This is a genomic window from Streptomyces cyanogenus (genome assembly GCF_017526105.1).
GTDB lineage: Bacteria > Actinomycetota > Actinomycetes > Streptomycetales > Streptomycetaceae > Streptomyces > Streptomyces cyanogenus.
Map to the genome: position 1 here is coordinate 4,938,174 of NZ_CP071839.1, position 25,547 is coordinate 4,963,720.

Consider the following 25,547-nt stretch of genomic DNA (forward strand, 5'->3'; position numbering starts at 1 on the left):
ATGCCAAGTGAAACGGCGAACCCCCCTTCGGGTTACGCTGGGTGTCCCGTCCGCTGCGCAGAGTGCCGGAAGACGGGGCGCGTGGGGGTCCGGGCAGGCGCAAGGTTGTTCGCCCATAGCGGAGGGAACCGGTGCGCGCCGCATGGAGTGTCAGTCCCTGCGGGTAAGACATGCCTAGTGGGAGGGGGCGACACGCAGGACAGGCCGTCTCACGTTCGCCAACGGCGTACTGGCGACTGGGGTAACTGCCTGGCCTGCGGGAACATCGTCTCGCACCATCGGGTTGGAGCAGATGTCGGCGCACACGGTCAGGAGGCCATCGACGGTGTCGGCAGTTGGAATGAGCGGTCCCCGCTTGCGGGACTAAGCTGCGGAAGGACAGGGAGGGGAAGTTCCCCCCACTGCCTGACCGCTCTGAGGAGCGATTAACGATGTTCGAGAGGTTCACCGACCGCGCGCGGCGGGTTGTCGTCCTGGCTCAGGAAGAAGCCCGGATGCTCAACCACAACTACATCGGCACCGAGCACATCCTCCTGGGTCTCATCCACGAGGGCGAAGGTGTCGCCGCTAAGGCCCTGGAGAGCCTCGGCATTTCGCTTGAGGCGGTCCGTCAGCAGGTGGAGGAGATCATCGGTCAGGGCCAGCAGGCCCCGTCCGGGCACATCCCCTTCACCCCCCGTGCCAAGAAGGTCCTGGAGCTGTCGCTCCGCGAGGCTCTTCAGCTGGGCCACAACTACATCGGCACGGAACACATCCTGCTCGGCCTGATCCGCGAGGGCGAGGGCGTCGCCGCCCAGGTCCTGGTCAAGCTGGGCGCAGACCTCAACCGGGTGCGGCAGCAGGTCATCCAGCTGCTCTCCGGTTACCAGGGCAAGGAGACCGCCACCGCGGGCGGCCCGGCCGAGGGCACGCCTTCGACCTCCCTCGTCCTGGACCAGTTCGGCCGGAACCTCACCCAGGCCGCTCGTGAGTCCAAGCTCGACCCGGTCATCGGGCGCGAGAAGGAGATCGAGCGGGTCATGCAGGTGCTGTCCCGCCGTACCAAGAACAACCCGGTGCTGATCGGTGAGCCCGGCGTCGGCAAGACCGCCGTCGTCGAGGGCCTCGCCCAGGCCATCGTCAAGGGCGAGGTGCCCGAGACCCTCAAGGACAAGCACCTCTACACGCTGGACCTCGGCGCGCTGGTCGCCGGCTCCCGCTACCGCGGTGACTTCGAGGAGCGCCTGAAGAAGGTGCTCAAGGAGATCCGCACCCGCGGCGACATCATCCTGTTCATCGACGAGCTGCACACGCTGGTCGGTGCGGGTGCCGCCGAGGGCGCCATCGACGCGGCCTCCATCCTGAAGCCGATGCTGGCCCGCGGTGAGCTGCAGACCATCGGTGCGACCACGCTGGACGAGTACCGCAAGCACCTGGAGAAGGACGCGGCCCTGGAGCGCCGCTTCCAGCCCATCCAGGTCGCCGAGCCGTCCCTGCCGCACACGATCGAGATCCTCAAGGGTCTGCGCGACCGGTACGAGGCGCACCACCGCGTCTCCATCACGGACGAGGCCCTGGTCCAGGCGGCCACCCTGGCCGACCGGTACATCTCCGACCGCTTCCTGCCGGACAAGGCGATCGACCTGATCGACGAGGCCGGTTCCCGGATGCGCATCCGCCGGATGACCGCTCCGCCGGACCTGCGCGAGTTCGACGAGAAGATCGCCGCCGTCCGCCGGGACAAGGAGTCCGCGATCGACTCGCAGGACTTCGAGAAGGCCGCCTCCCTGCGCGACAAGGAGAAGCAGCTCCTGGCCGCCAAGGCCAAGCGGGAGAAGGAGTGGAAGGCCGGCGACATGGACGTCGTCGCCGAGGTCGACGGCGAGCTGATCGCCGAGGTCCTCGCCACGGCCACCGGCATCCCGGTCTTCAAGCTGACCGAGGAGGAGTCCAGCCGCCTGCTCCGCATGGAGGACGAGCTCCACAAGCGGGTCATCGGCCAGAACGACGCCGTCAAGGCGCTGTCGAAGGCGATCCGCCGCACGCGCGCCGGTCTGAAGGACCCCAAGCGTCCCGGTGGTTCGTTCATCTTCGCCGGCCCGTCCGGTGTCGGTAAGACCGAGCTGTCCAAGGCGCTCGCCGAGTTCCTCTTCGGTGACGAGGACGCGCTGATCTCCCTCGACATGTCGGAGTTCAGCGAGAAGCACACGGTGTCGCGCCTCTTCGGTTCGCCCCCCGGATACGTGGGCTACGAGGAGGGCGGCCAGCTGACCGAGAAGGTGCGCCGCAAGCCGTTCTCCGTCGTCCTCTTCGACGAGGTCGAGAAGGCCCACCCGGACATCTTCAACTCGCTGCTGCAGATCCTGGAGGACGGTCGCCTGACCGACTCCCAGGGCCGGGTCGTGGACTTCAAGAACACGGTCATCATCATGACGACCAACCTCGGCACCCGGGACATCTCCAAGGGCTTCAACCTGGGCTTCGCGGCCTCGGGTGACACGAAGACCAACTACGAGCGCATGAAGAACAAGGTGTCGGACGAGCTCAAGCAGCACTTCCGTCCCGAGTTCCTCAACCGCGTCGACGACGTGGTCGTGTTCCCGCAGCTGACGCAGGCGGACATCCTGCGGATCGTCGACCTGATGATCGGCAAGGTGGACGAGCGCCTGAAGGACCGGGACATGGGCATCGAGCTCTCCCAGTCCGCCAAGGAGCTGCTGTCCAAGAAGGGTTACGACCCGGTGCTGGGCGCGCGTCCGCTGCGTCGCACGATCCAGCGCGAGATCGAGGACTCGCTGTCGGAGAAGATCCTCTTCGGCGAGCTGCGCCCCGGTCACATCGTGGTCGTGGACACCGAGGGTGAGGGCGAGTCCCAGACCTTCACCTTCCGGGGTGAGGAGAAGTCGGCTCTCCCGGACGTCCCGCCGATCGAGCAGGCCGCGGGTGGGCCCGGTCCCAACCTGAGCAAGGACGCGTAAGCCTCCTGCGGAGCGGCCGAGCACAAGGGGCCGGTGCCTTCGGGCACCGGCCCCTTCGGCGTTCCCGGCGCGGGTCCGTGCCGAGCCCGCGGCCCGTGCCGAGTCTGCGTCCGTGTTACGACAACTGTCCGTCGTAGTCGGGCAGTTTGAAGGTCTTCTCGGCGTGCCCGCCGGACAGGTCGGTGGCACTGTTGCCGATGTTGGCGATGATCGTGTAGCCGTCGTTCTCGATGTCGACGCGCTGGGCGGTCTTGTAGGCGGCGACGTCCTTGAAGAGGTCGAACAGGCCGCGGACGTAGAGGCCGGAGACGTCGTAGCCGTCGTGTTCGAGGTTGTACTCGGTGGGCCAGTACAGGACGCCGGGGCGGGCCGTGACGAAGAACAGGGAGACGCCGTGCTGCTGGGCGTACCGGGCGACGTCCAGGACCGGCCTGTTGGCCGGCTGGGGGTAGCTGAAGCCGAAGTCGGTCTCCAGCGTGGTGTTGTCGATGTCGAGGACGATCGCCTGCTTCTCGCCGGGCCGGGCGGCGGCGATGCGGTCCTTCAGGTACGGAAGCGCCTGGTCCATGACGGTCTGGCAGTCCTTCTGCCAGGTGGCGTAGTCGACCTTCGCGGAGGCGGTGCTCGTGGTCGCCGCCTCGGCCGGGGCGGCCGTCGCGGCCAGGGCGGCCACGGAGACGGCGGTCACGGAGATGCGGCGCGCCCAGGGGCGTCTGGTCATCGGTGGGGGGTCCTCTCGCGTCTTCGAATGTCAGGGGTATGATCTGAGGCGAGGATGGCGCGAGGGGAACCGTAGGGTTACTGGAGGGTAGGCGCCTAGAGGTCTGCGTCACATTTCCGTGATCGTCGGTTTGGAATGCCGGTGATAAGGGGCACATGCGAAATGTCCGGTACTAGCCGGGTTAGTGGGATCTAGTATCCCGGCAAATCGGGACAGAAACGGACTTTCACCCTGGAATCCCGCACGGGAGATTCCCGTCGTCACGGGCTTGTCGGCCGGAAGGGCGGGCTGTCAAGAAAGTGGCTGGATTCGCGGTCGTCTACTAGCTGCTGCCGTAGATGCACCGTTTTGGGATGGATGGCGTGGTCGGTTACCAAGGGATGGCCGCTTGGCCGGACGTCCCCCGGACGTCTGTGCGCCGGGTGGCCGATCTGTTCCCGAGCCCACGAGGTCCCGATGATCCAGCGCTTCACGTCCCGCTCTTCCCGCTCGTCCTCGCTCCGTGCCCGTGTGACCGTCCTGGCTGCCGGACTCGGCGCCGCGGCCGTGCTGGGTACCGGGGTCGCGAGCGCCGCCACCGCGTCCGCCGGCTCCTGGGTCGACCCGGTGAAGAGCTACACGCTCTCCGCGAGCTTCGCGCAGGCCGGCAGCCACTGGGCCGCCAAGCACAGCGGCCAGGACTTCGCCGTGCCGACCGGTACCGAGGTCGTCGCCGCGCACGGCGGCACCGTCGTCAAGGCCGGCCCCAACGGCGCCGGTGACGGCCCGGCGTACGGCAACGCCGTCGTCATCCAGCACGGCAACGGCACGTACTCGCAGTACGCGCACCTGTCCCGGGTCGACGTCAGGCCCGGCCAGATCGTGAAGACCGGCCAGCACATCGCCCTGTCCGGCTCCACCGGCAACTCCACGGGTCCGCACCTGCACTTCGAGATCCGGACGACCCCCAACTACGGCTCGGCCGTCGACCCGGTGGCGTTCCTGCGCGCCCATGGCGTGAAGGTCTGACCCGGAGCCCGTCGTTCGGATCGGGCCGGGCCTGGTCCGAACGAATCTAATCCGTCCCGCGGGCGTGCTCGTGCGCCTGTGTGATCAGGTCCAAGGCGACCTCGAGAACGGCCTCGCGCTTCTTCTCGGGGTCGCCTTCGATGTCCTGCATCACGAACATCCCGGCATGCAGCGTGAACATCGCGCTGACGGAGCGGACCTGGTCGACCAGGTCCGCCTCCGGGTTGATGAGGATGTCCCGCAGGCCGCGCATCCGGTCCTTGAAGGTGTCGCCGATGCGCAGTTCCCGTACCGTCGCCTGGTTCTCCTGCATGAAACGGAACAGCGGCTCCGCGTCCTGGAGCGCCTCGCTGTAGCGGCGGATGATCTCCTGCTTGGTCTCCAGCGTGTGCGGCTGCCCCCTGCCCCACTCGATCAGTTCCAGGATCGGCTTCGTCAGATCCTCGAAGAGGCTGACGATGATCTCTTCCTTCGTCTTGAAGTGGTAGTACAGGGCCGCCTTCGTGACGTCGAGACGCTCGGCGATCTCGCGCAGGGAGGTCTTCTCGTAGCCCTGCTCCGCGAAGAGTGCGAGCGCCACGTCCTGGATGCGCTGGCGGGTGTTGCCGCGGCGCTGCTGTTTGGTGCCGTCCATGGTGACGCCCATCCTCGTACTCCTCGCGCTCCCGCGGAAACTTACTTGACGCCCGGCTAGTAGCGCGTCTACCTTCCCAGTGTAGTGACAACTAGCCGGGCGGCAAGTAAGTAGCCGCCCCGGGGGAATCGGGAAGACGATGGCGGACACGGTCGAATCCACCACAGAGGGCAAACAGCCCAGGAGTGTGCGAGTTGTGCTGCTCGCACTCATGATCGCGATGATGCTCGCGATGCTCGACAACATGATCGTCGGCACGGCGATGCCCACGATCGTGGGCGAACTGGGCGGCCTGGAACACCTTTCCTGGGTCGTCACCGGCTACACCCTGGCCACCGCGGCCTCCACCCCGATCTGGGGCAAGCTCGGCGACATGTACGGGCGCAAGGGCGCCTTCCTCAGCTCGATCGTGATCTTCCTCATCGGCTCGGCGCTGAGCGGCATGGCCCAGGACATGGGCCAGCTGATCGGGTTCCGGGCCGTGCAGGGTCTGGGCGCCGGCGGTCTGATGGTCGGCGTCATGGCGATCATCGGCGACCTGATCCCGCCGCGGGAGCGGGGCAAGTACCAGGGCATGATGGCCGGCGTCATGGCGCTGGCGATGATCGGCGGCCCGCTGGTCGGCGGCACCATCACCGACAACTGGGGCTGGCGCTGGGCCTTCTACATCAACCTGCCGCTGGGCGCGGTCGCCCTCGCCCTGGTCACCGCCGTGCTGCACCTGCCGAGGAAGCGGTCCAAGGCCGGCATCGACTACCTGGGCGTCGTCCTGCTGACCGTCGGCATCACCTCCATCGTGCTGGTCACCACGTGGGGCGGCACCGAGTACGCCTGGACCTCCGCGCGGATCATGGAGCTGATCGGCATCGGCGTGGCCGCGCTGGTCGGGTTCGTCTTCTGGCAGACCAGGGCCGCCGAGCCGGTGCTGCCGCTGCACATCTTCAGGAGCCGCAACTTCACGCTGATGTCGGTCATCGGCTTCATCACCGGCTTCGTGATGTTCGGCGCCACCCTGTTCCTGCCGCTGTACCAGCAGGCCGTACAGGGTGCCTCCGCGACCAACTCCGGTCTGCTGCTCCTGCCGATGCTCGGCGCGATGCTCGTGACCTCGATGGTCGCCGGGCGGGTCACCACCAACAGCGGCCGGTACAAGATCTTCCCGATCGCCGGCGGTGTCCTGATGATCGTCGGCATGTATCTGCTGTCCCTGATGGACACCGGTACGACCCGGCTGACGTCCGGCATCTACATGGCCGTCGTCGGCGCGGGCATGGGCTGCCTGATGCAGATCACCATGCTGGTCGCGCAGAACAGCGTGGAGATGAAGGACATGGGCGTCGCGTCCTCCTCGACCACCCTGTTCCGTACGCTCGGCTCCTCTTTCGGCGTGGCCATCATGGGCGCCCTGTTCAACCACCGGGTGCAGGACGTCATGGCCGAGCGGGCCGGCGCGCTGGGCAAGAACATCACCGAGAAGTCGGCGCAGCTGGACGCCAAGAGCCTGCAGAAGCTGCCGGCGGTCGCGCGCGAGGCCTACCAGCACGCGGTGTCCTCGGGCACGCACGCGGCGTTCCTGCTCGGCGCCGGCATCGCGCTCGTGGTGCTGATCGCGGCGCTGTTCGTCAAGGAGGTGCCGCTCAAGGGCGGCCCGAAGCCCTCCGCGGAGGGTGCCGACGCGGCGCCGCAGGCCGTGGTGGAGGCCGTCTGAAAGCCCCGAGTCCGAAGGCCCCGGTGCGTGTCCGCCGCCGGGGCCTTCGGCCGTTCCCGCCCGCTGGTGAGTCTGCGGTGTCCGTGCTGGTCGAGGCCGGTTCGGGTGTGATGTCAGACCCCCGTGCCACCATCGGTGCATGGACAAGATCCGCCGCCTGCGCCTGGCCAAGGACGCCATGGACCGGGACTGGGCCGACCCGGAGCTCGACCTGGACGCGGTGGCGGCCCACGCCGGGTACTCGCGGTACCACTTCCTGCGCGCCTTCAAGGAGGCGTACGGCGAGACGCCCGGCCAGTACCTGACGCACCGAAGGATCGAGCGCGCGGAGGAACTGCTGCGCAGCGCCAACCTCACGGTGACCGAGATCTGCACCCTGGTCGGATTCAGCAGCCTCGGCACCTTCTCCGCCCGCTTCAAGGCGCGTACGGGCCTCACCCCGAGCGGGTACCGGACCGAGCACGTCGGCCGCGGCGCCGCCCTCATACCCGGCTGCTACGCCATGCTCTGGGCCGGCGGTTTCAACACCGCAACATCGAAGAAGCGCGCGGCTGCCGGCCCTGCCTACGGTGACGAGCAGGAACAGCAGCCTCGCGACAGGAGAGCGCAGCCATGATCAAAGGCCTGGCCATCAGCACCGTGTGGACCACCGACCAGCAGCGGACGAAGGCCTTCTTCACCGAGAAGCTGGGCTTCGAGGTGCGCACCGACCTCGCCCTGGGCGACATGCGCTGGATCACCGTCGGCGCCAAGGACCAGCCCGGCCTGGAGCTGGCGCTGATGAGCCTGGACGGCCCCGGCCTGGACCCCGAGTCCGCCGAGGCGCTGAAGAAGCTGGTCGCCAAGGGAGTGCTGGGCGCCGGCGCTTTCCACACGGACGACTGCCGGGGTGACTACGAGACGTTCAAGGCACGCGGAGTGGAGTTCGTCCAGGAGCCGAAGGAGCGGCCGTACGGCATCGAGGCGATCTTCCGCGACGACAACGGCAACTGGTACTCGCTGACCCAGCGCAGCGAGGAGCTGGACTTCTCCAAGGACTTCGGGTGACCGCGCGGCCGGCCGTGCTGCCGGACCACACGGCGGTGCGGACCGCGCTGTGGAGGGCGCTGCATCTGCGGGCCGATCCACCGCCGCACGTCATCGAGGACGAGATCGGGCTGCGGCTGGCGGATCCCGGCGACGACTGGCGCTCCCGGCCCGACATGGACGAACGGGAGACTAGGCCGGTGCGGGCGTCCATCGCGGCCCGTGCCCGGTTCGTGGAGGACCTCGTGGCGGAGCAGGCCGCCCGGGGCGTGGACCAGTACGTCCTCCTCGGCGCCGGCCTGGACACCTTCGCCCAGCGCCGGCCGGAGATCGCCGCGGGCCTGCGGGTGTTCGAGGCCGACCGGCCCGGGCCGCAGGAGTGGAAGCGCCGGCGGCTCACCGACCTCGGCTACGGCGTCCCCGACTGGCTGCGGCTGGTCCCCGTGGACTTCGAGGGCGACTGGTGGGGGCGGCTGCTCGCGGCCGGTCTCGACCCGGGCCGCCCGGCGGTCGTGGCCTGCACCGGCGTGACCATGTACCTCACCCGGGACGCCGTCGAGGCGAGCTTCCGGCAGGTGGCGACGCTCGCCCCGGGCTCCGTGCTCGCCACCACGTTCCTGCGGCCGGCCGAGGACGTCGAGCCCGCGCTGCGGCCCTTCCACCAGGCGGCGGAGCGGGGCGCGCGCGCCGCCGGCACACCGTTCCTCAGCTACTTCACGCCCCCGCAGATACTGGACCTGATCCGCGGCACCGGCTTCCGCGACGCCCGCCACATACCGGCGGAGGAACTCACCCGCCGCTACTTCACCGCCCGCCCGGACGGACTGCGCCCGTCCAGAGCGGAGGAACTGGTGCTGGCCACGACCTGAGCCGCCGGGGCGCCCCGGTCCACCGAGCCGGCCGTGCGGGTCGGCTGCCGCGGCCCCCCGGCCAGGGGCTTCAGCCGGGATCAGGCCGCAGTGAGCGGGGTCCGGTGCCGTGCACCGCACGGCGGAGGGGGCCCCGGGGCAACCGACGACAACGGGCGCGGAGCGCGATGCCGGCCCCCGCGAACCCGGCACGATCAGCACGATCCCGACGACAGGTCTCGGGACTAGCTGCTGCCCGACGTCGGCAGCATCGGGTAGCTGCCCGTGTCGGTCGGGGCGTGTTCCGGCAGCCACAGGACGGCCACCGCGCCCTCCGCGGGGATACCGGGGGCCGCGCCCCCGGGACGTACGTTGCGGAAGGTCAGGCGGGCGCCCAGTACCCGGGCCTGGCCCGCCGCGATGGTCAGCCCGAGCCCGTGGCCCTGCCCGGCGCGGTCCTTGCTGCCGGTGCGGAACCGGCTGGGTCCCTCGGCGAGCAGCTCCTCCGGGAAGCCGGGGCCGTGGTCGCGGACCCGGATGACGCGGCCCTCCACGGTCACCTCCACGGGCGGCCGGCCGTGCCGGGCGGCGTTGGCCAGCAGGTTGAACAGCACCCGCTCCAGCCGCCGCGGGTCGGTGGTGACCTCCGACTCGTGCACCACCCGTACGGCCACGTCCGGGTCCTTCGCCGCGACCCGGCGCGTCACGAACTCGCCGAGCATGATGTCCTGCAGCTCCGCCCGCTCCGAGGCACCGTCCAGCCGGGCCACCTCCAGGACGTCCTCGACCAGGGTGCGCATGGCCTTGGCCCGGTCCAGGACCAGTTCCGTGGGCCGGCCCGGCGGCAGCAGCTCGGCGGCCGTCAGCAGCCCCGTCACCGGGGTGCGCAGCTCGTGCGCGATGTCGGCGGTGACCCGCCGCTCGGCCTCCAGACGCTGCCGCAGCGCGTCCGCCATGGCGTCCACCGCGCGCGCGAGTTCGTCGGCCTCGTCCCGTACGACCCCGCCGATGGCCTCCTGCACCCGGATGTCGGTCACGCCGTTGGCGGTCTGGGTCGCGGCGTCCGCCGCCTTGCGCAGCCGGCGGGACAGCTGCCCGCCGATCAGCACGCCCAGCGCGCTGCCGCCGAGCACCACCGCGACCGAGCCGATCACCAGGGCCTGGTCCAGGTCCCGGAGCATGTCGGTGCTGCGGTCGGCCAGATGGCTGTGCAGGGACAGCACATGCCCGTCCTTCACCGGGACGGCCGCCCAGATGTCCGCCACGCCGTCGTGCTCGGAGACATCGCTGGCCCGGCGGCCCCGCTCGACCTTCTCGCGCAGCGTGGCCGGCAGCTCCGGGTCGTCGACCTTGATGTAGGGGAAGACCCGCCCCCGGTTCAGCTCGTAGTTGCGCTGGGCCATCTTGAGCCGGTCATTGGCCAGCTCGCGCGCGTTGTCCAGCATCGAGACGCGGGCCGCGTTGTGCACGACCAGGCTCAGCACGATCGCGACCAGCCCGGCCACCAGCGCGATCGCCGCGCTGACCTTCCATCTGAGTCCGGTGCGCAGGCCCACGCGCTCCATGCGCCGGACCTGGTGCCGCAGAAACCCCCGCATACCGCCGCTCCGCTCAGGCCTTCAGCTTGTAGCCGAAGCCGCGGACCGTCTCGATCCGGTCCTGGCCGATCTTCTGCCGCAGCCGCTGCACATGCACGTCCACGACCCGGGTGTCCCCGCCCCAGCCGTAGTCCCACACGCGCTCCAGCAGCTTGTCGCGGGAGAGCACGGTCCCCGGCGCGGAGGAGAACTCCAGCAGCAGCCGCATCTCGGTCGGCGTCAGCGCCACCGGCCGCCCGGCCCGGCGCACCTCCATGCCGTCGGTGTCGACCTCCAGGTCGCCGAAGGTCAGCGTGCCGCCGCCGGCCTCGGAGGCGGACCCGTCCTGCACGGACCCGCCGGCGTGGCCGAAGCGGCGCAGCACCGCGCGGATCCGGGCGACCAGCACGGCCCCGTCGAAGGGCTTGGTCACGTAGTCGTCGGCGCCCGCCTCCAGGCCCAGGACGACGTCGATGGAGTCGGCGCGCGCCGACAGCATGATCACCGGCACGGTCGACTCGTCCCGGATCCGGCGGCACAGGCTGACGCCGTCCAGGCCCGGCACCATGACGTCCAGCAGCGCGATGTCGGGGCGGTCCGCCCGGAACGCCTCCAGGCCCGACAGGCCGTCGGGCATGGCGGTGACCGCGAAGCCGTCCCGCTCCAGCGCGAGCTGGGTGGCCTCGCGGATGACGTCGTCGTCCTCGACGAACAGGACGTGGGTCTGGTCTGCCATCCCGGTGCTCTCAGTCCTCATGGTGTCGTGGGGTCAGGGGAGGGTCCTACGGGGGTGTCAGCTGTCCGGCACGGGCGTCGGACCCCCGCCGGCCGACTTGCTGTACTCGTTGCGGGTGGACTGCCCCGGGGTGAACCGTCCCTCGGTCCATCTGTACGGGGTCACGATCTCACCGGACGGGGTGGAGATCGGGTCGCCCTTCTCGTAGTACTGCCGCGTCACCGACAGGACACCCTGGTCGATCTCGGCGTAGACCGGGGACTCCTCGCTCCTGAAGACGTTCCTGAACGAGCCGTCGTCGTCCCGGTACACGTACGAGCCGATGCCGACCGCGTCGGCACAGGTCAGTACGTTGACGACGACGTCGTCCACCGGTCCGTCGGTCAGATTGCCGTAGGAGACGTCGACCGGGTACTCGTCGCCGTTGCACGGCTTCAGCTCCCGCTTGACCGCGCCCGACACCTCCGGGTCGCCCTTGACCAGCGCCACCGGATCCACCCGCCGGTAGTTCTCCGCCAGTCTGGGGGAGGGGGAGTCGACGGCTCCGGCCACCGCCGAGGCGTGCGCCGGGCCCTCGTCCCGCGCGCCCGTGCCCCCACTGCCGCACGCGGCGACGAAAAGGGCGAGGGCGGCGAGCGCGGCCCCCACCGCGATCACCGCCTGTGTACTGCTTCGGGCCCGGTCGGGCCCGGCCCCGGTCAGGCCGCGCAACGCTCCCGCTCCTCACGCTCCAGCGCGCGTGCGTCCAGATCGCGGGCCTCCAGCTCCTCACGGAGCCGGGCGAGCGCCCGGTGCAGCGTGCTCTTGACCGTACCGGCCGACATGCCGAGGGCAGCGGCCGTCTCCTCTGTGGACATCTGCTCCCAGTGTCGCAGCACCACGACACTGCGCTGCTTCGGTGCGAGCACCTTCATGACATCCATCAGCAGGGCCCGGTCGGCGTGCTGCTCGGTCGAGTCCTCCACGGAGGCGTCCGGCAGCTGCTCGGTGGGCACCTCCTCCAGTTTGCGCGCCCGCCACCACTCGGTCCGGGTGTTGATCATGACCCGGCGCAGATAGGCGTCGGCGAGCCGCTTGTCGGCGATGCCCTCCCAGCGGCCGTACGTCCGTACCAGCGCGGTCTGCAGCAGGTCCTGGGCGTCGACCGGGTCCGGGACCAGCCGGCGTGCGCTGCGCAGCAGCGCGTCCTGCCGGGTGCGGACGTACTCCTCGAATTCGAGCACCTCGCCCTGGGCCATGTTCAACCGCCTCCGTTCCCCGTTGTGCTTCCGGCTCGGGCCGGAAGTCCTGCTGTTCCCGCGCCCGGTGGTCCGCCGGGCACGGAGAAGAAGCTACGGAGTGGTTGTCACGGGGCTGTGCGAACCAGCCTGCGGCTGGCAATCGGCTATCCGTCGGTTGTGTAACGGAAGTACGAGCGGGGTAAGGAGAGCGGCCTGAATGTCCCTTTACATGGGGCTTTGTCGGCCTCGGGGGCGCGTAACAGCCGCCGCCGCGCTGTGACCTGGCTGTGCGTCAGCCCAGCGGCAGCCGATACAGGCCGCCCGGCAGCGGCTCCACCAGACCGTCCGAGACCAGCCCGTCGAGCGCCCGGGCCCGCTGCACCGGCTCGTGCCACACCCGGTCCAGCACCGCCTGCGGCACCGGCGCGTGCGCCTCCCGCAGCACGGCCAGCAGCTTGCCGCGCACCTGCCGGTCCGTGCCGGCGTACGTCTGCCCCCGGCGCGGCGGGCCCGCGTGCTCCGGCTTGCCCGCGAGCCGCCAGGCGCACTGCGTGGCGATCGGGCACCGCCCGCACCCCTCGTTCTTCGCCGTGCACACCAGCGCCCCGAGCTCCATGGAGGCGGCGGCCCACCGCGCGGCGGTCCGCTCGTCCTGGGGCAGCAGCTCCCGCGCCAGGCGCCGCTCGGCCGCCGTGGTCGCGTTCGGCGGGTACTGCACCCCCGTCACCGCCCGCGCCAGGACCCGGCGGACATTGGTGTCCAGCACCGGGTGCCGCTGCCCGTACGCGAACGAGGCCACCGCGGCGGCCGTGTACTCACCGATGCCGGGCAGCGCCAGCAGCTGCGCGTGGTCCGTCGGTACGTCCCCGCCGTGCCGCTCCGTTATGGCGACCGCGGCACCGTGCAGGCGCAGCGCGCGGCGCGGGTAGCCGAGCCGGCCCCAGGCGCGCACCGCCTCGCCCGGCGCCTCCTTCGCGAGGTCGGCCGGGCGCGGCCAGCGGGACAGCCACTCCTCGTAGACGGGCAGCACCCGGTTCACCGGGGTCTGCTGGAGCATGAACTCGCTGACCATCACGCCCCACGGGCCCGCCTCCGGGCGGCGCCAGGGGAGGTCGCGGGCGTGGGCGTCGAACCAGGCGATCACGGGGGCGTGCAGCTTCTCAGTCATGGCCTTCCGATCCTGCCACGGGTTGGCGGGCAGGATGGGTGACCGTACGGTCACCGAGCGTGGCGGAATGTGAAGAACCGTGTCGTCTCCGGCAGTTGCCGGGATGATGATCCGGAAAAGTTCACGCCGGCGCGGCGGGTGGCGCAAGCCTGCGCGACGATCTCTCGTACAGTTTGCGCCGTGGGATCTCTGCGCAATCCGGTCGGGCCGCTTCCCTCCTCCATCTACTGGCGTCGGAGGGTCGTACTGCTGTCCGTGGTCGCCCTGTTGGCGCTGGTGATCACGTGGATCGTCACCGCCGGCGGCGGTGACGGCAGGAAGAACGCCGACGGGTCCGACGGCAAGAATCCCACCCACACCATCACGCCGGGTCCCGGCTCGTCCGGCCCCGCCATCAGCCAACGCCCGGGCGGCCGCGAGGAGTCGGGCGGCGGGGACTCCAGCGGCGGCGGCTCCGGTTCCGCCTCCGGTGGCGGCGGCTCGGACGGCTCGACCGACGGCTCCTCGGGATCCGGTTCCGGTGGCGGCTCGGGTACGGCTGCCGGGGGCGGCGGCGTCGGTACGGGCGACACGCTCCCGGCGTCCTCCTCGCTGCCCGACTGCACCTCGGGCGCGGTCACGTTGGGCCTGCGCAGCGTGCACAACTCCTACTCGCCGGACCAGACGCCGACCTTCGAACTGAGCGCGAAGAACAGCTCGTCGGCCGACTGCAAGGTGGATCTCGGTCCGAAGAAGGCGGTGTTGACCATCACGCCGGCGGACGGCGACGACACGTTCTGGTCCTCGGCCGACTGCCCCGAGGGCCCGGGGAGCCTGGTGTTCCGGGTACCGGCCGGCAAGAGCATCACCTACACCGTGAAGTGGGACCGCACGCCGAGCGCGGCCCACTGCGCGACGCCCTCCGGGGGTTCGGCGAAGCCGGGTACGTACCTGCTGGAGGCCAAGGCCCCCGGATTCGGCAAGGCGCAGGCCTCGTTCGTGCTGTCGGCCGACTGAGACGGGCGGCGCGGGGAACTGCGCGAACGCCCCCACGCACCTCCAGCCGCCGTACGTCCCCCGGCCCCCGAGCTCCTGGGCGGCCCGGCCGAATCTCAGACGTAGCGCTCCAGAATCGAGGACTCGGCCAGCCGGGACAGCCCCTCGCGCACGCTCCGCGCGCGGGCCTCGCCGACCCCGTCCACGGTCTGCAGGTCGTCGACGCTCGCGGCCAGCAGCTTCTGCAGGCCCCCGAAGTGCTCCACCAGCCGGTCGATGATGGCACCCGGAAGGCGCGGAACCTTGGCCAGCAGCCGGAAGCCCCGCGGGGAGACGGCCGAGTCGAGGGTCTCGGGAGACCCGGTGTAGCCCAGCGCCCGTGCCACCGTGCCGAGTTCGAGAAGCTCCGCGTGGGTGAGGGCGTCCAGCTCGGCCAGCGCCTCCTCGACCGTGCGGGACCGCTTGGCCGTGGGCTCCGGGACGTAGTCCCTCACGACCAGCTCGCGGTCGGGCTCGACGCCGGCGATCAACTCCTCCAGCTGCAGGGCGAGAAGCCGGCCGTCCGTGCCCAGCTCGACCACGTACTCGGCGATCTCGGTGGCGATCCGGCGGACCATCTCCAGCCGCTGGGCGACCGCCGACACGTCCCGGACCGTCACCAGGTCCTCGATCTCCAGCGCCGACAGCGTGCCCGCGACCTCGTCCAGCCGGAGCTTGTACCGCTCCAGGGTGGCCAGCGCCTGGTTCGCGCGGGACAGGATCGCCGCCGAGTCCTCCAGCACGCGCCGCTGACCGTCCACGTACAGGGCGATCAGCCGCATCGACTGGGAGACCGAGACGACCGGGAAGCCGACCTGCTTCGAGACGCGGTCCGCCGTGCGGTGCCGTGTGCCCGTCTCCTCCGTCGGGATCGTCGGGTCCGGCACCAGCTGCACACCCGCGCGCAGGATCTTCGACAGGTCCGACGACAGCACGATGCCGCCGTCCAGCTTGCACAGCTCCCGCAGCCGGGTGGCGGTGAACTCCACGTCCAGCACGAAGCCGCCCGTGCACATCGCCTCGACCGTCTTGTCGGAGCCGAGCACGATGAGCCCGCCGGTGTTGCCGCGCAGGACCCGCTCCAAGCCGTCACGCAGCGCCGTACCAGGTGCCACGGCGCTCAGCGAGGCGCGCATCAGGCCATCGGAACCGGCACTCCCACCGGACTTTCCGGGAGCTGCTGCCCGGTCGTTGGCTGCCACTGCACTCCTCCGGTCGCAGGTTCTGACGCGCCCCCCTCCCCGCACTCGGTTCGTACGGACGGGCGAGACCAGGGCAAAGTCTACCGGCGCTCCTCCGCCTCCCGTGGGGCCTCTCGGCGACGGGTGCGCGGCAGGACCCGGAGCGCGTCCCCCATGTCGGCGACTTCCAGGACCTTCATGCCGTGCGGCACCTTCCCCGGATCGGTCGGTACGAGCGCGTGCGTGAAGCCCAGCCGGTGCGCCTCGGCGAGCCTGCGCTGCACGCCCGTGACCCGTCTGACCTCGCCCGCGAGCCCCACCTCGCCGATCGCCACCAGGTTCTTCGGCAGCGGGGTGTCGCTGGCGGCGGAGGCCAGGGCGAGCGCGATCGCGAGATCGGCGGCCGGCTCCGACAGCTTCACCCCGCCGACCGTCGCCGAGTAGATGTCCCGCTTGCCGAGCGCGCTGATCCGGCCGCGCTGCTCCAGGACGGCCAGCATCATCGAGACGCGGGAGGTCTCCAGGCCGGACGTCGTACGGCGCGGGGAGGGGATCTGGGAGTCGACGGTCAGCGCCTGCACCTCGGCCACCAGCGGACGGCGGCCCTCCAGGGTGACGGTCAGGCAGGTGCCCGGGACCGGCTCGGCGCGGCGGGTCAGGAACAGGCCGCTGGGATCGGCGAGGCCCGTGATGCCCTCGTCGTGCAGCTCGAAGCAGCCGACCTCGTCCGTCGCCCCGTAGCGGTTCTTCACGCCCCGCACCAGGCGCAGGCGCGCGTGCCGGTCGCCCTCGAAGTGCAGGACCACGTCGACCAGGTGCTCCAGCAGGCGGGGACCGGCGATCGCGCCGTCCTTGGTGACGTGGCCCACCAGGAGGGTGGACATGCCGCGCTCCTTCGAGGCCCGGATCAGGGCGCCCGCCACCTCCCTCACCTGGGCCATGCCGCCGGGCGCGCCCTCGATCTCCGGGGAGGCGACCGTCTGCACCGAGTCCAGGATCAGCAGGGACGGCTTCACCTCGTCCAGGTGGCCCAGGACCGCGGACAGGTCGGTCTCGGCGGCCAGGTAGAGGTGGTCGTCGAGGGCGCCGATGCGGTCGGCGCGCAGCCGCACCTGGCTCGCCGACTCCTCACCGGTCACATAGAGGGTGCGGTGCTCGGCGCTCGCCGACTTGGCGGCCACGTCCAGCAGCAGGGTGGACTTGCCGACGCCCGGCTCGCCCGCGAGCAGGGCGACCGCGCCCGGCACCAGACCGCCGCCGAGCACCCGGTCCAGCTCGGGCACGCCGGTCGAGCGGGCGGTGGCCTGCCGGCCGTCTACCTGGCCGATGGGCAGCGCGGAGGCGGAGACACGGCCCGGAGCCGTCGTACGGACCGCGGGCGCGCCGTACTCCTCGACCGTGCCCCAGGCCTGGCATTCCGGGCAGCGGCCGAGCCACTTGGCCGTCTGCCAGCCGCACTCGGTGCAGCGGTAGGACGGGCGGTCCTTGGTGGTCTTGGTACGGGCAGCCATGCGGAAACCGTAGCCCGCGGCACTGACAACGCGCCCGGGAGCCGGGTACGAAGGGCCGGGGAGCACGGACGGGCGGTGCCTGACGGGCCATCGCCCACCGGGATCCAGCCGCGGAACGAAGGGCTCCTGTCCCCTTATGAGGGATCGTTTCACCCGTACGGATTAAAAGTGCTCAAGGTTCCAGAACGGGCACTCCGCCGCCGCCTACGGTCGCACGGGTGATGAGCAGCAGTCCGGAGACCACGACCCGCACGACCGGCGCGCACCGGGCGCACCGCGAGACGCGTGAAGCGCGGGAAGCGCGGCGTGCAGAGCGAGAGGCGCGCGACCGTGCCGCCGCGCGCACCGTCGCCCAGCGCACGCCGGCGCGCTACGAGCCGCACCTGGACGGCCTGTTCACCTACTGCCTGTCGGTCCTGTGCGACCACGACACGGCCACCGCCGCCCTCGGTGACGTCCTCGCCCTGGCCGAGCGGCGCGGCCACCGGCTCCCGGTGGCCGCCGGCGACCGCAGGGCCTGGCTGTACGCCCTGGCCCGCTGGGCCTGCCTGCGGAAACTGGCCGAGGCCAAGCAGAAACGTCAGGCCACGCACGCGGCGGGCCGCGGCGGAGCCGGGAAAGCGGTCCCGGGCCCGCCCGTCGCACCGGACGTCCAGGAGGAGCGGCGCCGCGAACTCGCCCTGCTGGCATGGCCGGAGGCGGCCGGTACGACGCCCGAGCAGCGCGAGGCGCTGGAACTCGCCGTACGGCACCACCTCGCCACGCCCGAGGTCGCCGCCGTCCTCGGCATGGAGCCCGCCGCCGCGCGCGAGCTGCTCGCCTCCGCCGCCTGTGAGGTCGAACGGACCCGCGCGGCCCTCGCCGTCGTCCACACGGGCGGCTGTCCGGGTGTGGCCCACCTCACCGGCGACAGCCGGCTGGTCCTCAGCACGGCCCTGCGCCGGGAGCTGGTCCGGCACGTCGACGACTGCCCGCGCTGCCGGCGCACCGCCGAGCGCGCCGCCTCCGGCCACTGGCCCGGCGCCACGGTCACCCCCGCCGAGCTGCCCGTCCTGGAGGCCCCGCGCGCGGCCCTCCACATGGCCCTGGCCCACCACCCGCGCGCGCGGGGCGCGGCCGTACCCCGCTTCGACCGGCGTGGCTTCCCGATGGACCCCAAGGACCGCGCGGCCCGCCGGGACCGGCTCCGCGCGCGGGCCGTCACGACGACGGTCGTGGCCACGGTGGTCGCCGCGCCGGTGCTCGCGCTGTGGGCCGCCTACCGGGGCGGGCCGGCCGGGGACGACGGTCACTCCGCGACCGCGCGCGAGGCGCAGGGCCCCGACGCGCTGGGCAGCGACACGGCCGGCGGCTACGAGAACGCGGGGAACGCCAGCCTGAAGCCGGGTGCCCGGATCGGCAAGGACGGCAAGGCGGACGTCTCGGTGGAGGTCGTCAGCGTCGGCGGCAGGGGCGGGCAGGGGGCGGGGCAGCTGGCCGTCGGCGCCGCCAATGACGGCGACACGACGCTGATCACCCTCACGGCGTCCGGGGCGTCCGAGGTCCGCTGGTCGGTGACCACGTCGGCCGAGTGGCTCTACTTCAGCCGGTCCTCGGGAACCCTCCGGCCGGGGCAGACGTTGACGGTCAAGGTGTACGTCGATCACCTGCGCGAGCCGTCCGGTCACTGGCACGCACGCGTGGCCGTGGCACCGGCGGGCGCGGTGGTCACCATCGACGGCTACGGCACGGCTCCCACCCGCCCCACCTCCCGCCCGACCGCCATGCCCCCTTCGACCGCGCCCAGCGCGCCCCCCACAGCCCCGCCGACCACCCAGTCCCCACCGTCCACGGATCCCACCCCGCCCCCGCCGACCCCGTCTCCCACGGCCTCCGAGCCGCCCGCACCCACCCCGAGCACCCCAGAAACCCCAAGCCCGTCGAACAGCTAGGCCCCGCTCCAGCACCACGCTCCCACCGACGGCCTTCCCGGGGGGCGCGGACGGTCGGGTGCCGGGGGTTGGTCGGCCGGGTGGGTGGGTGCTGTCAGCTCTCTGCCGTGTGGTGGACGGTGGCCGGTGTGGGAGCTGCTCGGCCGGGCGGGAATCCGGTCAGCCAGGTGGGTGGGTGCCGTCAGCCCTCTGCCCTGTGGTGGACGGTGGCCGGTGTGGGAACTGCTCAGCCCGGGCTGGAGGCTGGTCGGCCGGGGCGGGTGGGCTTCCGTCAGCCTCGGTCGCGTGGCTGGGCGGGGCGTCGGGGCGGGAGGCTGGTCGGCCGAGCCTGCCTCTGTCGGGTAGTGGCCGGTGCCGGTGTGGGAGCTGCTCGGCCGGGCGGGAATCCGGTCAGCCAGGTGGGTGGGTGCCGTCAGCCCTCTGCCCTGTGGTGGACGGTGGCCGGTGTGGGAGCTGCTCAGCCGGGGCGGGAATCCGGTCAGCCAGGGGGATCGGTGCCTGCCAGCCGCTCGTCGGGGGGTGGCCGGATGCCGGGGCGGGAGGGGCCTGGGCGGCCGCCGGCGGGGTCTGGGCCAGGCGGCGGCGATTGTGGGCGGGGGAGCCTTTCGGGCGGGCGGGTCGGGCGGCCCGCCCCCACACGGAGCCCATTCCGCAGGCGGCCCGTTCCGCAGGCGTCCCGCCTCCGCGGGCGTCCCGCTTCCTCAGGGGGCCCACTCCGCAGGCGTCCCGCCCCGCAGGCGGCTTGCTCCGCGGGGCCCCGGCTGCCGGGGCCCCGGGGGGGTCGGCGATGAGCCCCGGGGTGGTGCCCTGTGGTGAGGCCTGTCAGGGGGCGGGGTCGGCCGGGTGGGGGGCCAGGAGGGGGAGTTGGGATGCCAGGCGCTGTTCGCAGAGCTCGACCAGGCGGTCGTAGCCGGCCTTGCCCATCAGTTCCGTCAGCTCGGCCCGGTAGGAGACGTACACCGGCTCACCCGCGCCGTGCGCCGACGTGGCCGAGGTGCACCACCAGTGCAGGTCGTGCCCGCCCGGCCCCCAGCCCCGGCGGTCGTACTCCCCGATCGACACCTGCAGCACCCGCGTGTCGTCCGGCCGGTCGATCCAGTCGTACGTCCGCCGGATCGGCAGCTGCCAGCACACGTCCGGCTTGGTCTCCAGCGGCTCGCGCCCCTCCTTCAGCGCCAGGATGTGCAGCGAGCAGCCCGCCCCGCCCGGGAAGCCGGGCCGGTTCTGGAAGATGCACGACCCCTGGAAGGGCCGCGTCTGCCGGGAGCCGTCCTCGTCCTCGGAGACCCACCCGGTGCGCGTGCCCTCGGCATGGTGCTGCCAGATCTCCGGCGTGAGCCGCGCCACATGCTCGGCGACCCGCTTCTCGTCGTCCTCGTCGGAGAAGTGCGCCCCCAGCGTGCAGCACCCGTCGTCCGCGCGCCCCGCCTGAATGCCCTGGCAGCCACTGCCGAAGATGCAGTTCCAGCGAGAGGTCAGCCATGTCAGATCGCAGCGGAACACCTGCTCGTCGTCCGCCGGATCGGGAAACTCCACCCAGGCGCGGGCGAAGTCGAGCCCCTTCTCGTCGCTCATCTTCGCCTCCTTGGCAGCTTTGGCGGACTTGTGAGCTTTGTCCGCCTTGTCGACCTTGCCGACCTTCGCCTTTTTCGTCTTTGGCACCCGTCCAGGGTAAGTGGCCGGGCACCGCTCCGGGGACCGAGCACGGACGTTCTGGCAGTAGCGTTCCGTACATGAGACTAGGTGTCCTGGACGTGGGTTCGAACACGGTGCATCTGCTGGTGGTCGACGCCCATCCCGGCGCGCGCCCGCTGCCCGCGCACTCGCACAAGGTCGAACTTCGGCTCGCCCAGCTCCTCGACGACAGCGGTGCCATAGGCGACGAAGGCATCGACAAGCTGATCGCCGTCGTACAGGACGCGCTCCAGGCCGCCGAGGACAAGGGCGTCGAGGACCTGCTGCCGTTCGCGACCTCCGCCGTCCGCGAGGCCACCAACGCCGACGACGTCCTCGCGCGCGTGGCCGAGGAGACCGGCGTACGGCTCCAGGTGCTCACCGGCGAGGAGGAGGCCCGGCTCACCTTCCTCGCCGTCCGCCGCTGGTTCGGCTGGTCCGCCGGCAAGCTCCTGGTCCTGGACATCGGCGGCGGCTCCCTGGAGATCGCCTACGGCATGGACGAGGAGCCGGACGCGGCGGTCTCCCTGCCGCTCGGCGCCGGCCGCCTCACCGCCGGCTGGCTGCCCGGTGACCCGCCCGCCCCCGAGGACGTCCGCGTCCTGCGCCGGCACGTCCGCACGGAGATCGCCCGCACGGTCGGCGAATTCAGCCGCATCGGCGCCCCCGACCACGTGGTCGCCACCTCCAAGACCTTCAAGCAGCTCGCCCGCATCGCCGGCGCCGCCCGCAGCGCCGAGGGCCTCTACGTCCAGCGGGAACTCAAGCGCGAGTCCCTGGAGGCCTGGGTCCCGCGCCTGGCCGGCATGACGACCGACCAGCGCGCCGAACTCCCCGGCGTCTCGGACGGCAGGGCCGGCCAGCTCGTCGCGGGCGCCCTGGTCGCCGAGGGCGCGATGGACCTGTTCGGCGTGGAAAGCCTGGAGATCTGCCCCTGGGCCCTGAGAGAGGGCGTGATCCTACGGCGCCTCGACCACATGGGCTCGGATTAGCGCACCGAAGGGGCGGGGGGAACCGCGCGATCAACCACGACGGCGCCCCGCCCGCCCGGATGGCAAACCTCACAACGGCGAATAGCCACCCAACACCCTCACCACCCGACGCCGTAAGGTGACGGACGTGGCTGAACCAACGGACGTGCGCATCGCGCTGTCGACGGCCTCCGTCTACCCGGAGTCGACAGCGACGGCCTTCGAGATCGCCGCGCGCCTCGGTTACGACGGCGTCGAGGTCATGGTCTGGACCGACCCGGTCAGCCAGGACATCGAGGCGCTGCGCCGCCTGTCGGACTACCACGGCATCCCGATCCTGGCCGTCCACGCCCCCTGCCTGCTGATCACCCAGCGGGTCTGGTCCACCGACCCCTGGGTGAAGCTCCAGCGGGCCCGGGCGGCGGCCGAGAAGCTGGGCGCCTCCACCGTCGTCGTGCACCCGCCGTTCCGCTGGCAGCGGCAGTACGCCCGGGACTTCGTCGACGGGATCTGGCGGATGGCGAACGAGACGGACGTGCGGTTCGCCGTCGAGAACATGTACCCGTGGCGCTACCGCGACCGCGAGATGCTCGCCTACGCCCCCGACTGGGACGTCACCCGCGACGACTACCGGCACTTCACGATCGACCTCAGCCACACGGCGACGGCCCGTACCGACGCCCTGGACATGATCGACCGCATGGGGGACCGGCTCGGGCACGTCCACCTCGCCGACGGCCGGGGCTCGGCCAAGGACGAGCACCTGGTCCCCGGCCGCGGCACCCAGCCCTGCGCCGAGCTGCTGGAGCGCCTGGTGCACACCGGCTTCGACGGCCATGTCGTGATCGAGGTCAACACCCGGCGGGCGATGTCCGGCGCCGAGCGCGAGGCCGACCTCGCCGAGGCCCTGGAGTTCACGCGCAAGCACCTGACCGCGGCGGCCGTACGGATGCCCCGCCGATGACCGCGACCCCGCCGGCGCACGACACCTCGCCCGAGCCCCCCGCCCGCCGCCGCGGCCGCCCCCCACGCACCGAGTCCGCCGGCACCCGGGACCGTATCCTCACCGCCGCCCGCGAGGAGTTCTCCGCGCGCGGGTACGAGAAGACCTCCGTACGCGGCATCGCCAAGGCGGCCGGCGTGGACTCCGCGCTCGTCCACCACTACTTCGGCACCAAGGAGCAGGTCTTCGAGGCGGCCGTCGAGCTCGCCTTCGCCCCGGCGCTGAACGCGTCGGACGCGGTCGCCGAGGGCTCCCTGGACGGCGTCGGAGAGCGGCTGACCCGGTTCATCTTCGGCATCTGGGAGAACCCCACGACCCGCACCCCGCTGCTGGCGATCGTGCGCTCGGCCGTCAACAACGACACGGCCGCCGCCGTCTTCCGCCGCCTGGTCGCCGCCCAGCTGCTGCGCCGCATCGCCGCCCAGCTGGACCTGCCGGACGCCGAGCTGCGCGCCGAGCTGGCGGCCGCCCAGCTCGTGGGCTGCGCCATGCTGCGGTACGTGATCAAGGTGGAGCCGCTGGCGTCGGCGGACCCGGAGCAGATCATCGCCCGCGTCGCACCCGTCGTACAGGATCACCTGACGTCTCCGTGAAACGGGCGTCCCGCAATTCGGACACCGTGTCCCGCCCACTGGATGACCGGCGTACGCTCGATAACAGCCACATCCGTCTGAAGGAGCGAGCGACGATGCCCGAGCTGAGGTCCCGCACAGTCACCCACGGCCGCAACATGGCGGGCGCCCGCGCCCTTATGCGCGCCTCCGGTGTACCCGGTGCGGACATCGGCCGGAAGCCGATCATCGCCGTCGCGAACTCCTTCACCGAGTTCGTGCCGGGCCACACCCACCTCCAGCCGGTCGGCCGGATCGTCAGCGAGGCGATCAAGGAGGCGGGCGGCATCCCGCGCGAGTTCAACACGATCGCCGTCGACGACGGCATCGCCATGGGCCACGGCGGCATGCTGTACTCCCTGCCCTCCCGCGACCTGATCGCGGACTCGGTCGAGTACATGGTCGAGGCGCACTGCGCCGACGCCCTGGTCTGCATCTCGAACTGCGACAAGATCACCCCGGGCATGCTCATGGCCGCCCTGCGCCTGAACATCCCGACGGTCTTCGTCTCCGGCGGCCCCATGGAGTCCGGCCGCGCCACCCTCGTGGACGGCACGGTCCGCACCCTCGACCTGGTCGACGCGATCTCCGACGCCGTGAACGACAAGATCTCCGACGAGGACATCCTCCGGATCGAGGAGAACGCCTGCCCGACCTGCGGCAGCTGTTCCGGCATGTTCACCGCCAACTCGATGAACTGCCTGACCGAGGCCATCGGCCTGTCCCTGCCCGGCAACGGCTCGGTCCTCGCCACCCACACCGCGCGCAGGCAGCTGTACGTCGACGCGGCCCGCACGGTCATGGACCTCACCCGCCGCTACTACGAGCAGGACGACGACACCGTCCTGCCCCGCAACATCGCCACCTTCCAGGCCTTCGAGAACGCCATGGCCCTGGACATCGCGATGGGCGGCTCCACCAACACGATCCTGCACCTGCTGGCCGCCGCCGAGGAGGCGGGCGTCCCGTTCGGCCTGGACCAGATCGACGCCGTCTCGCGCCGCGTGCCCTGCCTGGCGAAGGTGGCCCCCAACGTCGCCAAGAACCGCACGTACTACATGGAGGACGTGCACCGCGCCGGCGGCATCCCCGCCCTGCTCGGCGAGCTGCACCGCGCCGGCCTGCTCAACGAGGACGTGCACGCCGTCCACAGCCCGTCCCTCTCCGACTGGCTGAAGACCTGGGACGTCCGCGGCGGCTCCCCCTCCCCGGAGGCGGTCGAGCTGTGGCACGCGGCCCCCGGCTGCGTCCGCTCCGCCGAGGCCTTCTCCCAGTCCGAGCGCTGGGAGGCCCTGGACGACGACGCCGAGAACGGCTGCATCCGCTCCGTCGAGCACGCGTACTCCAAGGACGGCGGCCTGGCGGTCCTGCGCGGCAACCTCGCCGTCGACGGCTGCGTGGTCAAGACGGCCGGCGTGGACGAGTCGATCTGGACCTTCGAGGGCCCGGCGGTCGTCTGCGAGTCCCAGGAGGAGGCCGTCCAGCGGATCCTCACCCACGAGGTCAAGGACGGCGACGTCGTCGTCATCCGCTACGAGGGCCCCAAGGGCGGCCCCGGCATGCAGGAGATGCTGTACCCGACCTCGTACCTGAAGGGCCGTGGCCTCGGCAAGACCTGCGCCCTGATCACCGACGGCCGCTTCTCCGGCGGCACCTCGGGCCTGTCCATCGGTCACGCCTCCCCCGAGGCGGCCTCCGGCGGCACCATCGCCCTGGTCCAGGACGGCGACCGCATCCGCATCGACATCCCGGGCCGCACCATCGAGCTGCTGGTCGACGAGGCCGAACTGGCCCGCCGCGCGCAGGCCCTCGACGGCGTCTACGCCCCCAAGAACCGCGACCGCAAGGTCTCCGCCGCCCTGCGCGCCTACGCGGCGATGGCGACGAGCGCCGACAGGGGCGCAGTGCGCGACGTGTCCCGGCTGGGCTGACCGGTCGCAGCAGGGGTCGCCTTGTGACGGGGGCGGCCCCTGCGTCCTGTCAGCGGAAGGCGCGCCGACCGGGGCGTTCCTCACCGGCGGACCGATTCCGGCCGTCCACGGCGAAGA

The 25,547-nt window shown here is 71.5% G+C and carries 22 protein-coding genes; 12 read left to right on the forward strand and 10 right to left on the reverse strand.

The window, feature by feature from the left end; all coding sequences use genetic code 11:
• Nucleotides 1-431 precede the first annotated feature (431 nt).
• Entirely contained in the window at nt 432-2,957 is a 2,526-nt protein-coding gene (locus tag S1361_RS22200; protein WP_208033552.1) for an ATP-dependent Clp protease ATP-binding subunit, read from the forward strand.
• Nucleotides 2,958-3,072: 115 nt separating this feature from the next.
• Here the strand turns inward: S1361_RS22200 and S1361_RS22205 are convergent, their stop codons facing one another.
• Nucleotides 3,073-3,678 carry an HAD family acid phosphatase gene (locus S1361_RS22205; RefSeq protein WP_208033553.1) on the reverse strand — a complete coding sequence of 202 codons (606 nt, stop codon included), beginning with the start codon at nt 3,676-3,678 and terminating at the stop codon, nt 3,073-3,075.
• Between the two features lie 456 nt (nt 3,679-4,134).
• Between S1361_RS22205 and S1361_RS22210 the strand changes: the two genes are divergently transcribed.
• Nucleotides 4,135-4,686: a M23 family metallopeptidase gene (locus S1361_RS22210; protein WP_208033554.1), complete on the forward strand. Its 552-nt coding sequence runs from the start codon at nt 4,135-4,137 to the stop codon at nt 4,684-4,686.
• 46 nt (nt 4,687-4,732) lie between these two features.
• Here S1361_RS22210 and S1361_RS22215 read toward each other — a convergent pair whose 3' ends face one another.
• Nucleotides 4,733-5,332, reverse strand: a complete 600-nt coding sequence (locus S1361_RS22215) for a TetR/AcrR family transcriptional regulator (protein WP_208033555.1) — start codon at nt 5,330-5,332, stop codon at nt 4,733-4,735.
• A 127-nt stretch (nt 5,333-5,459) separates the two neighbouring features.
• On the opposite strand from S1361_RS22215, the gene S1361_RS22220 reads away from it, so the two are divergent.
• The 4 genes from S1361_RS22220 to S1361_RS22235 all read left to right on the forward strand — a co-directional run bounded on the left by S1361_RS22220 (nt 5,460) and on the right by S1361_RS22235 (nt 8,923).
• The gene (locus tag S1361_RS22220; protein WP_208033556.1) at nt 5,460-7,028 is read left to right on the forward strand and encodes an MDR family MFS transporter; all 1,569 of its coding nucleotides are present in this window, start codon (nt 5,460-5,462) and stop codon (nt 7,026-7,028) included.
• A 139-nt stretch (nt 7,029-7,167) separates the two neighbouring features.
• Nucleotides 7,168-7,644, forward strand: coding sequence for a helix-turn-helix transcriptional regulator (locus tag S1361_RS22225; RefSeq protein ID WP_208033557.1), 477 nt, complete (start codon nt 7,168-7,170; stop codon nt 7,642-7,644).
• On the forward strand, nt 7,641-8,075 hold the full coding sequence (locus S1361_RS22230; RefSeq protein ID WP_208033558.1) for a VOC family protein: 435 nt from the start codon (nt 7,641-7,643) through the stop codon (nt 8,073-8,075). The genes S1361_RS22225 and S1361_RS22230 overlap by 4 nt, the downstream gene beginning before the upstream one ends.
• Nucleotides 8,072-8,923 (forward strand): class I SAM-dependent methyltransferase, encoded by an 852-nt coding sequence (locus S1361_RS22235; RefSeq protein WP_208033559.1) that lies wholly within the window; start codon nt 8,072-8,074, stop codon nt 8,921-8,923. Before S1361_RS22230 ends, S1361_RS22235 begins: the two co-directional genes overlap by 4 nt.
• 224 nt (nt 8,924-9,147) lie before the next feature.
• On the opposite strand, the gene cseC is transcribed toward S1361_RS22235, so the two are convergent.
• The 5 genes from cseC to S1361_RS22260 form a co-directional block, all read right to left on the reverse strand.
• Nucleotides 9,148-10,500 carry a two-component system sensor histidine kinase CseC gene (gene cseC, locus S1361_RS22240; RefSeq protein WP_208033560.1) on the reverse strand — a complete coding sequence of 451 codons (1,353 nt, stop codon included), beginning with the start codon at nt 10,498-10,500 and terminating at the stop codon, nt 9,148-9,150.
• A 13-nt stretch (nt 10,501-10,513) separates the two neighbouring features.
• Nucleotides 10,514-11,215, reverse strand: coding sequence for a two-component system response regulator CseB (gene cseB, locus S1361_RS22245; RefSeq protein WP_208033561.1), 702 nt, complete (start codon nt 11,213-11,215; stop codon nt 10,514-10,516).
• A 57-nt stretch (nt 11,216-11,272) separates the two neighbouring features.
• Nucleotides 11,273-11,926: a hypothetical protein gene (locus S1361_RS22250; RefSeq protein ID WP_243769262.1), complete on the reverse strand. Its 654-nt coding sequence runs from the start codon at nt 11,924-11,926 to the stop codon at nt 11,273-11,275.
• Nucleotides 11,914-12,453 (reverse strand): SigE family RNA polymerase sigma factor, encoded by a 540-nt coding sequence (locus S1361_RS22255; RefSeq protein WP_055703482.1) that lies wholly within the window; start codon nt 12,451-12,453, stop codon nt 11,914-11,916. The genes S1361_RS22250 and S1361_RS22255 overlap by 13 nt, the downstream gene beginning before the upstream one ends.
• Before the next feature lie 274 nt (nt 12,454-12,727).
• The gene (locus S1361_RS22260) at nt 12,728-13,603 is read right to left on the reverse strand and encodes an HhH-GPD family protein (RefSeq protein ID WP_208033562.1); all 876 of its coding nucleotides are present in this window, start codon (nt 13,601-13,603) and stop codon (nt 12,728-12,730) included.
• Nucleotides 13,604-13,783: 180 nt separating this feature from the next.
• Between S1361_RS22260 and S1361_RS22265 the strand changes: the two genes are divergently transcribed.
• The gene (locus tag S1361_RS22265) at nt 13,784-14,599 is read left to right on the forward strand and encodes a hypothetical protein (protein ID WP_208033563.1); all 816 of its coding nucleotides are present in this window, start codon (nt 13,784-13,786) and stop codon (nt 14,597-14,599) included.
• 95 nt (nt 14,600-14,694) lie between these two features.
• Here S1361_RS22265 and disA read toward each other — a convergent pair whose 3' ends face one another.
• Together disA and radA are read right to left on the reverse strand one after the other, a co-directional pair.
• Nucleotides 14,695-15,819 carry a DNA integrity scanning diadenylate cyclase DisA gene (gene disA, locus S1361_RS22270; protein ID WP_031165137.1) on the reverse strand — a complete coding sequence of 375 codons (1,125 nt, stop codon included), beginning with the start codon at nt 15,817-15,819 and terminating at the stop codon, nt 14,695-14,697.
• A gap of 80 nt (nt 15,820-15,899) precedes the next feature.
• Entirely contained in the window at nt 15,900-17,309 is a 1,410-nt protein-coding gene (gene radA / locus S1361_RS22275; protein WP_208033564.1) for a DNA repair protein RadA, read from the reverse strand.
• A 218-nt stretch (nt 17,310-17,527) separates the two neighbouring features.
• Between radA and S1361_RS22280 the strand changes: the two genes are divergently transcribed.
• On the forward strand, nt 17,528-19,240 hold the full coding sequence (locus S1361_RS22280) for a BACON domain-containing protein (protein ID WP_208033565.1): 1,713 nt from the start codon (nt 17,528-17,530) through the stop codon (nt 19,238-19,240).
• Between the two features lie 822 nt (nt 19,241-20,062).
• Here S1361_RS22280 and S1361_RS22285 read toward each other — a convergent pair.
• Complete coding sequence (locus S1361_RS22285) at nt 20,063-20,902, reverse strand: DUF3109 family protein (RefSeq protein WP_208033566.1); 840 nt, start codon at nt 20,900-20,902, stop codon at nt 20,063-20,065.
• Nucleotides 20,903-20,973: 71 nt separating this feature from the next.
• Between S1361_RS22285 and S1361_RS22290 the strand changes: the two genes are divergently transcribed.
• The 4 genes from S1361_RS22290 to ilvD all read left to right on the forward strand — a co-directional run bounded on the left by S1361_RS22290 (nt 20,974) and on the right by ilvD (nt 25,430).
• Nucleotides 20,974-21,906, forward strand: a complete 933-nt coding sequence (locus tag S1361_RS22290; RefSeq protein WP_208033567.1) for a Ppx/GppA family phosphatase — start codon at nt 20,974-20,976, stop codon at nt 21,904-21,906.
• A 118-nt stretch (nt 21,907-22,024) separates the two neighbouring features.
• Nucleotides 22,025-22,849 carry a sugar phosphate isomerase/epimerase family protein gene (locus tag S1361_RS22295; protein WP_425087043.1) on the forward strand — a complete coding sequence of 275 codons (825 nt, stop codon included), beginning with the start codon at nt 22,025-22,027 and terminating at the stop codon, nt 22,847-22,849.
• The gene (locus S1361_RS22300; RefSeq protein ID WP_208033569.1) at nt 22,846-23,481 is read left to right on the forward strand and encodes a TetR/AcrR family transcriptional regulator; all 636 of its coding nucleotides are present in this window, start codon (nt 22,846-22,848) and stop codon (nt 23,479-23,481) included. Before S1361_RS22295 ends, S1361_RS22300 begins: the two co-directional genes overlap by 4 nt.
• Before the next feature lie 95 nt (nt 23,482-23,576).
• Nucleotides 23,577-25,430 (forward strand): dihydroxy-acid dehydratase, encoded by a 1,854-nt coding sequence (gene ilvD / locus S1361_RS22305; RefSeq protein WP_208033570.1) that lies wholly within the window; start codon nt 23,577-23,579, stop codon nt 25,428-25,430.
• Nucleotides 25,431-25,547 lie beyond the last annotated feature (117 nt).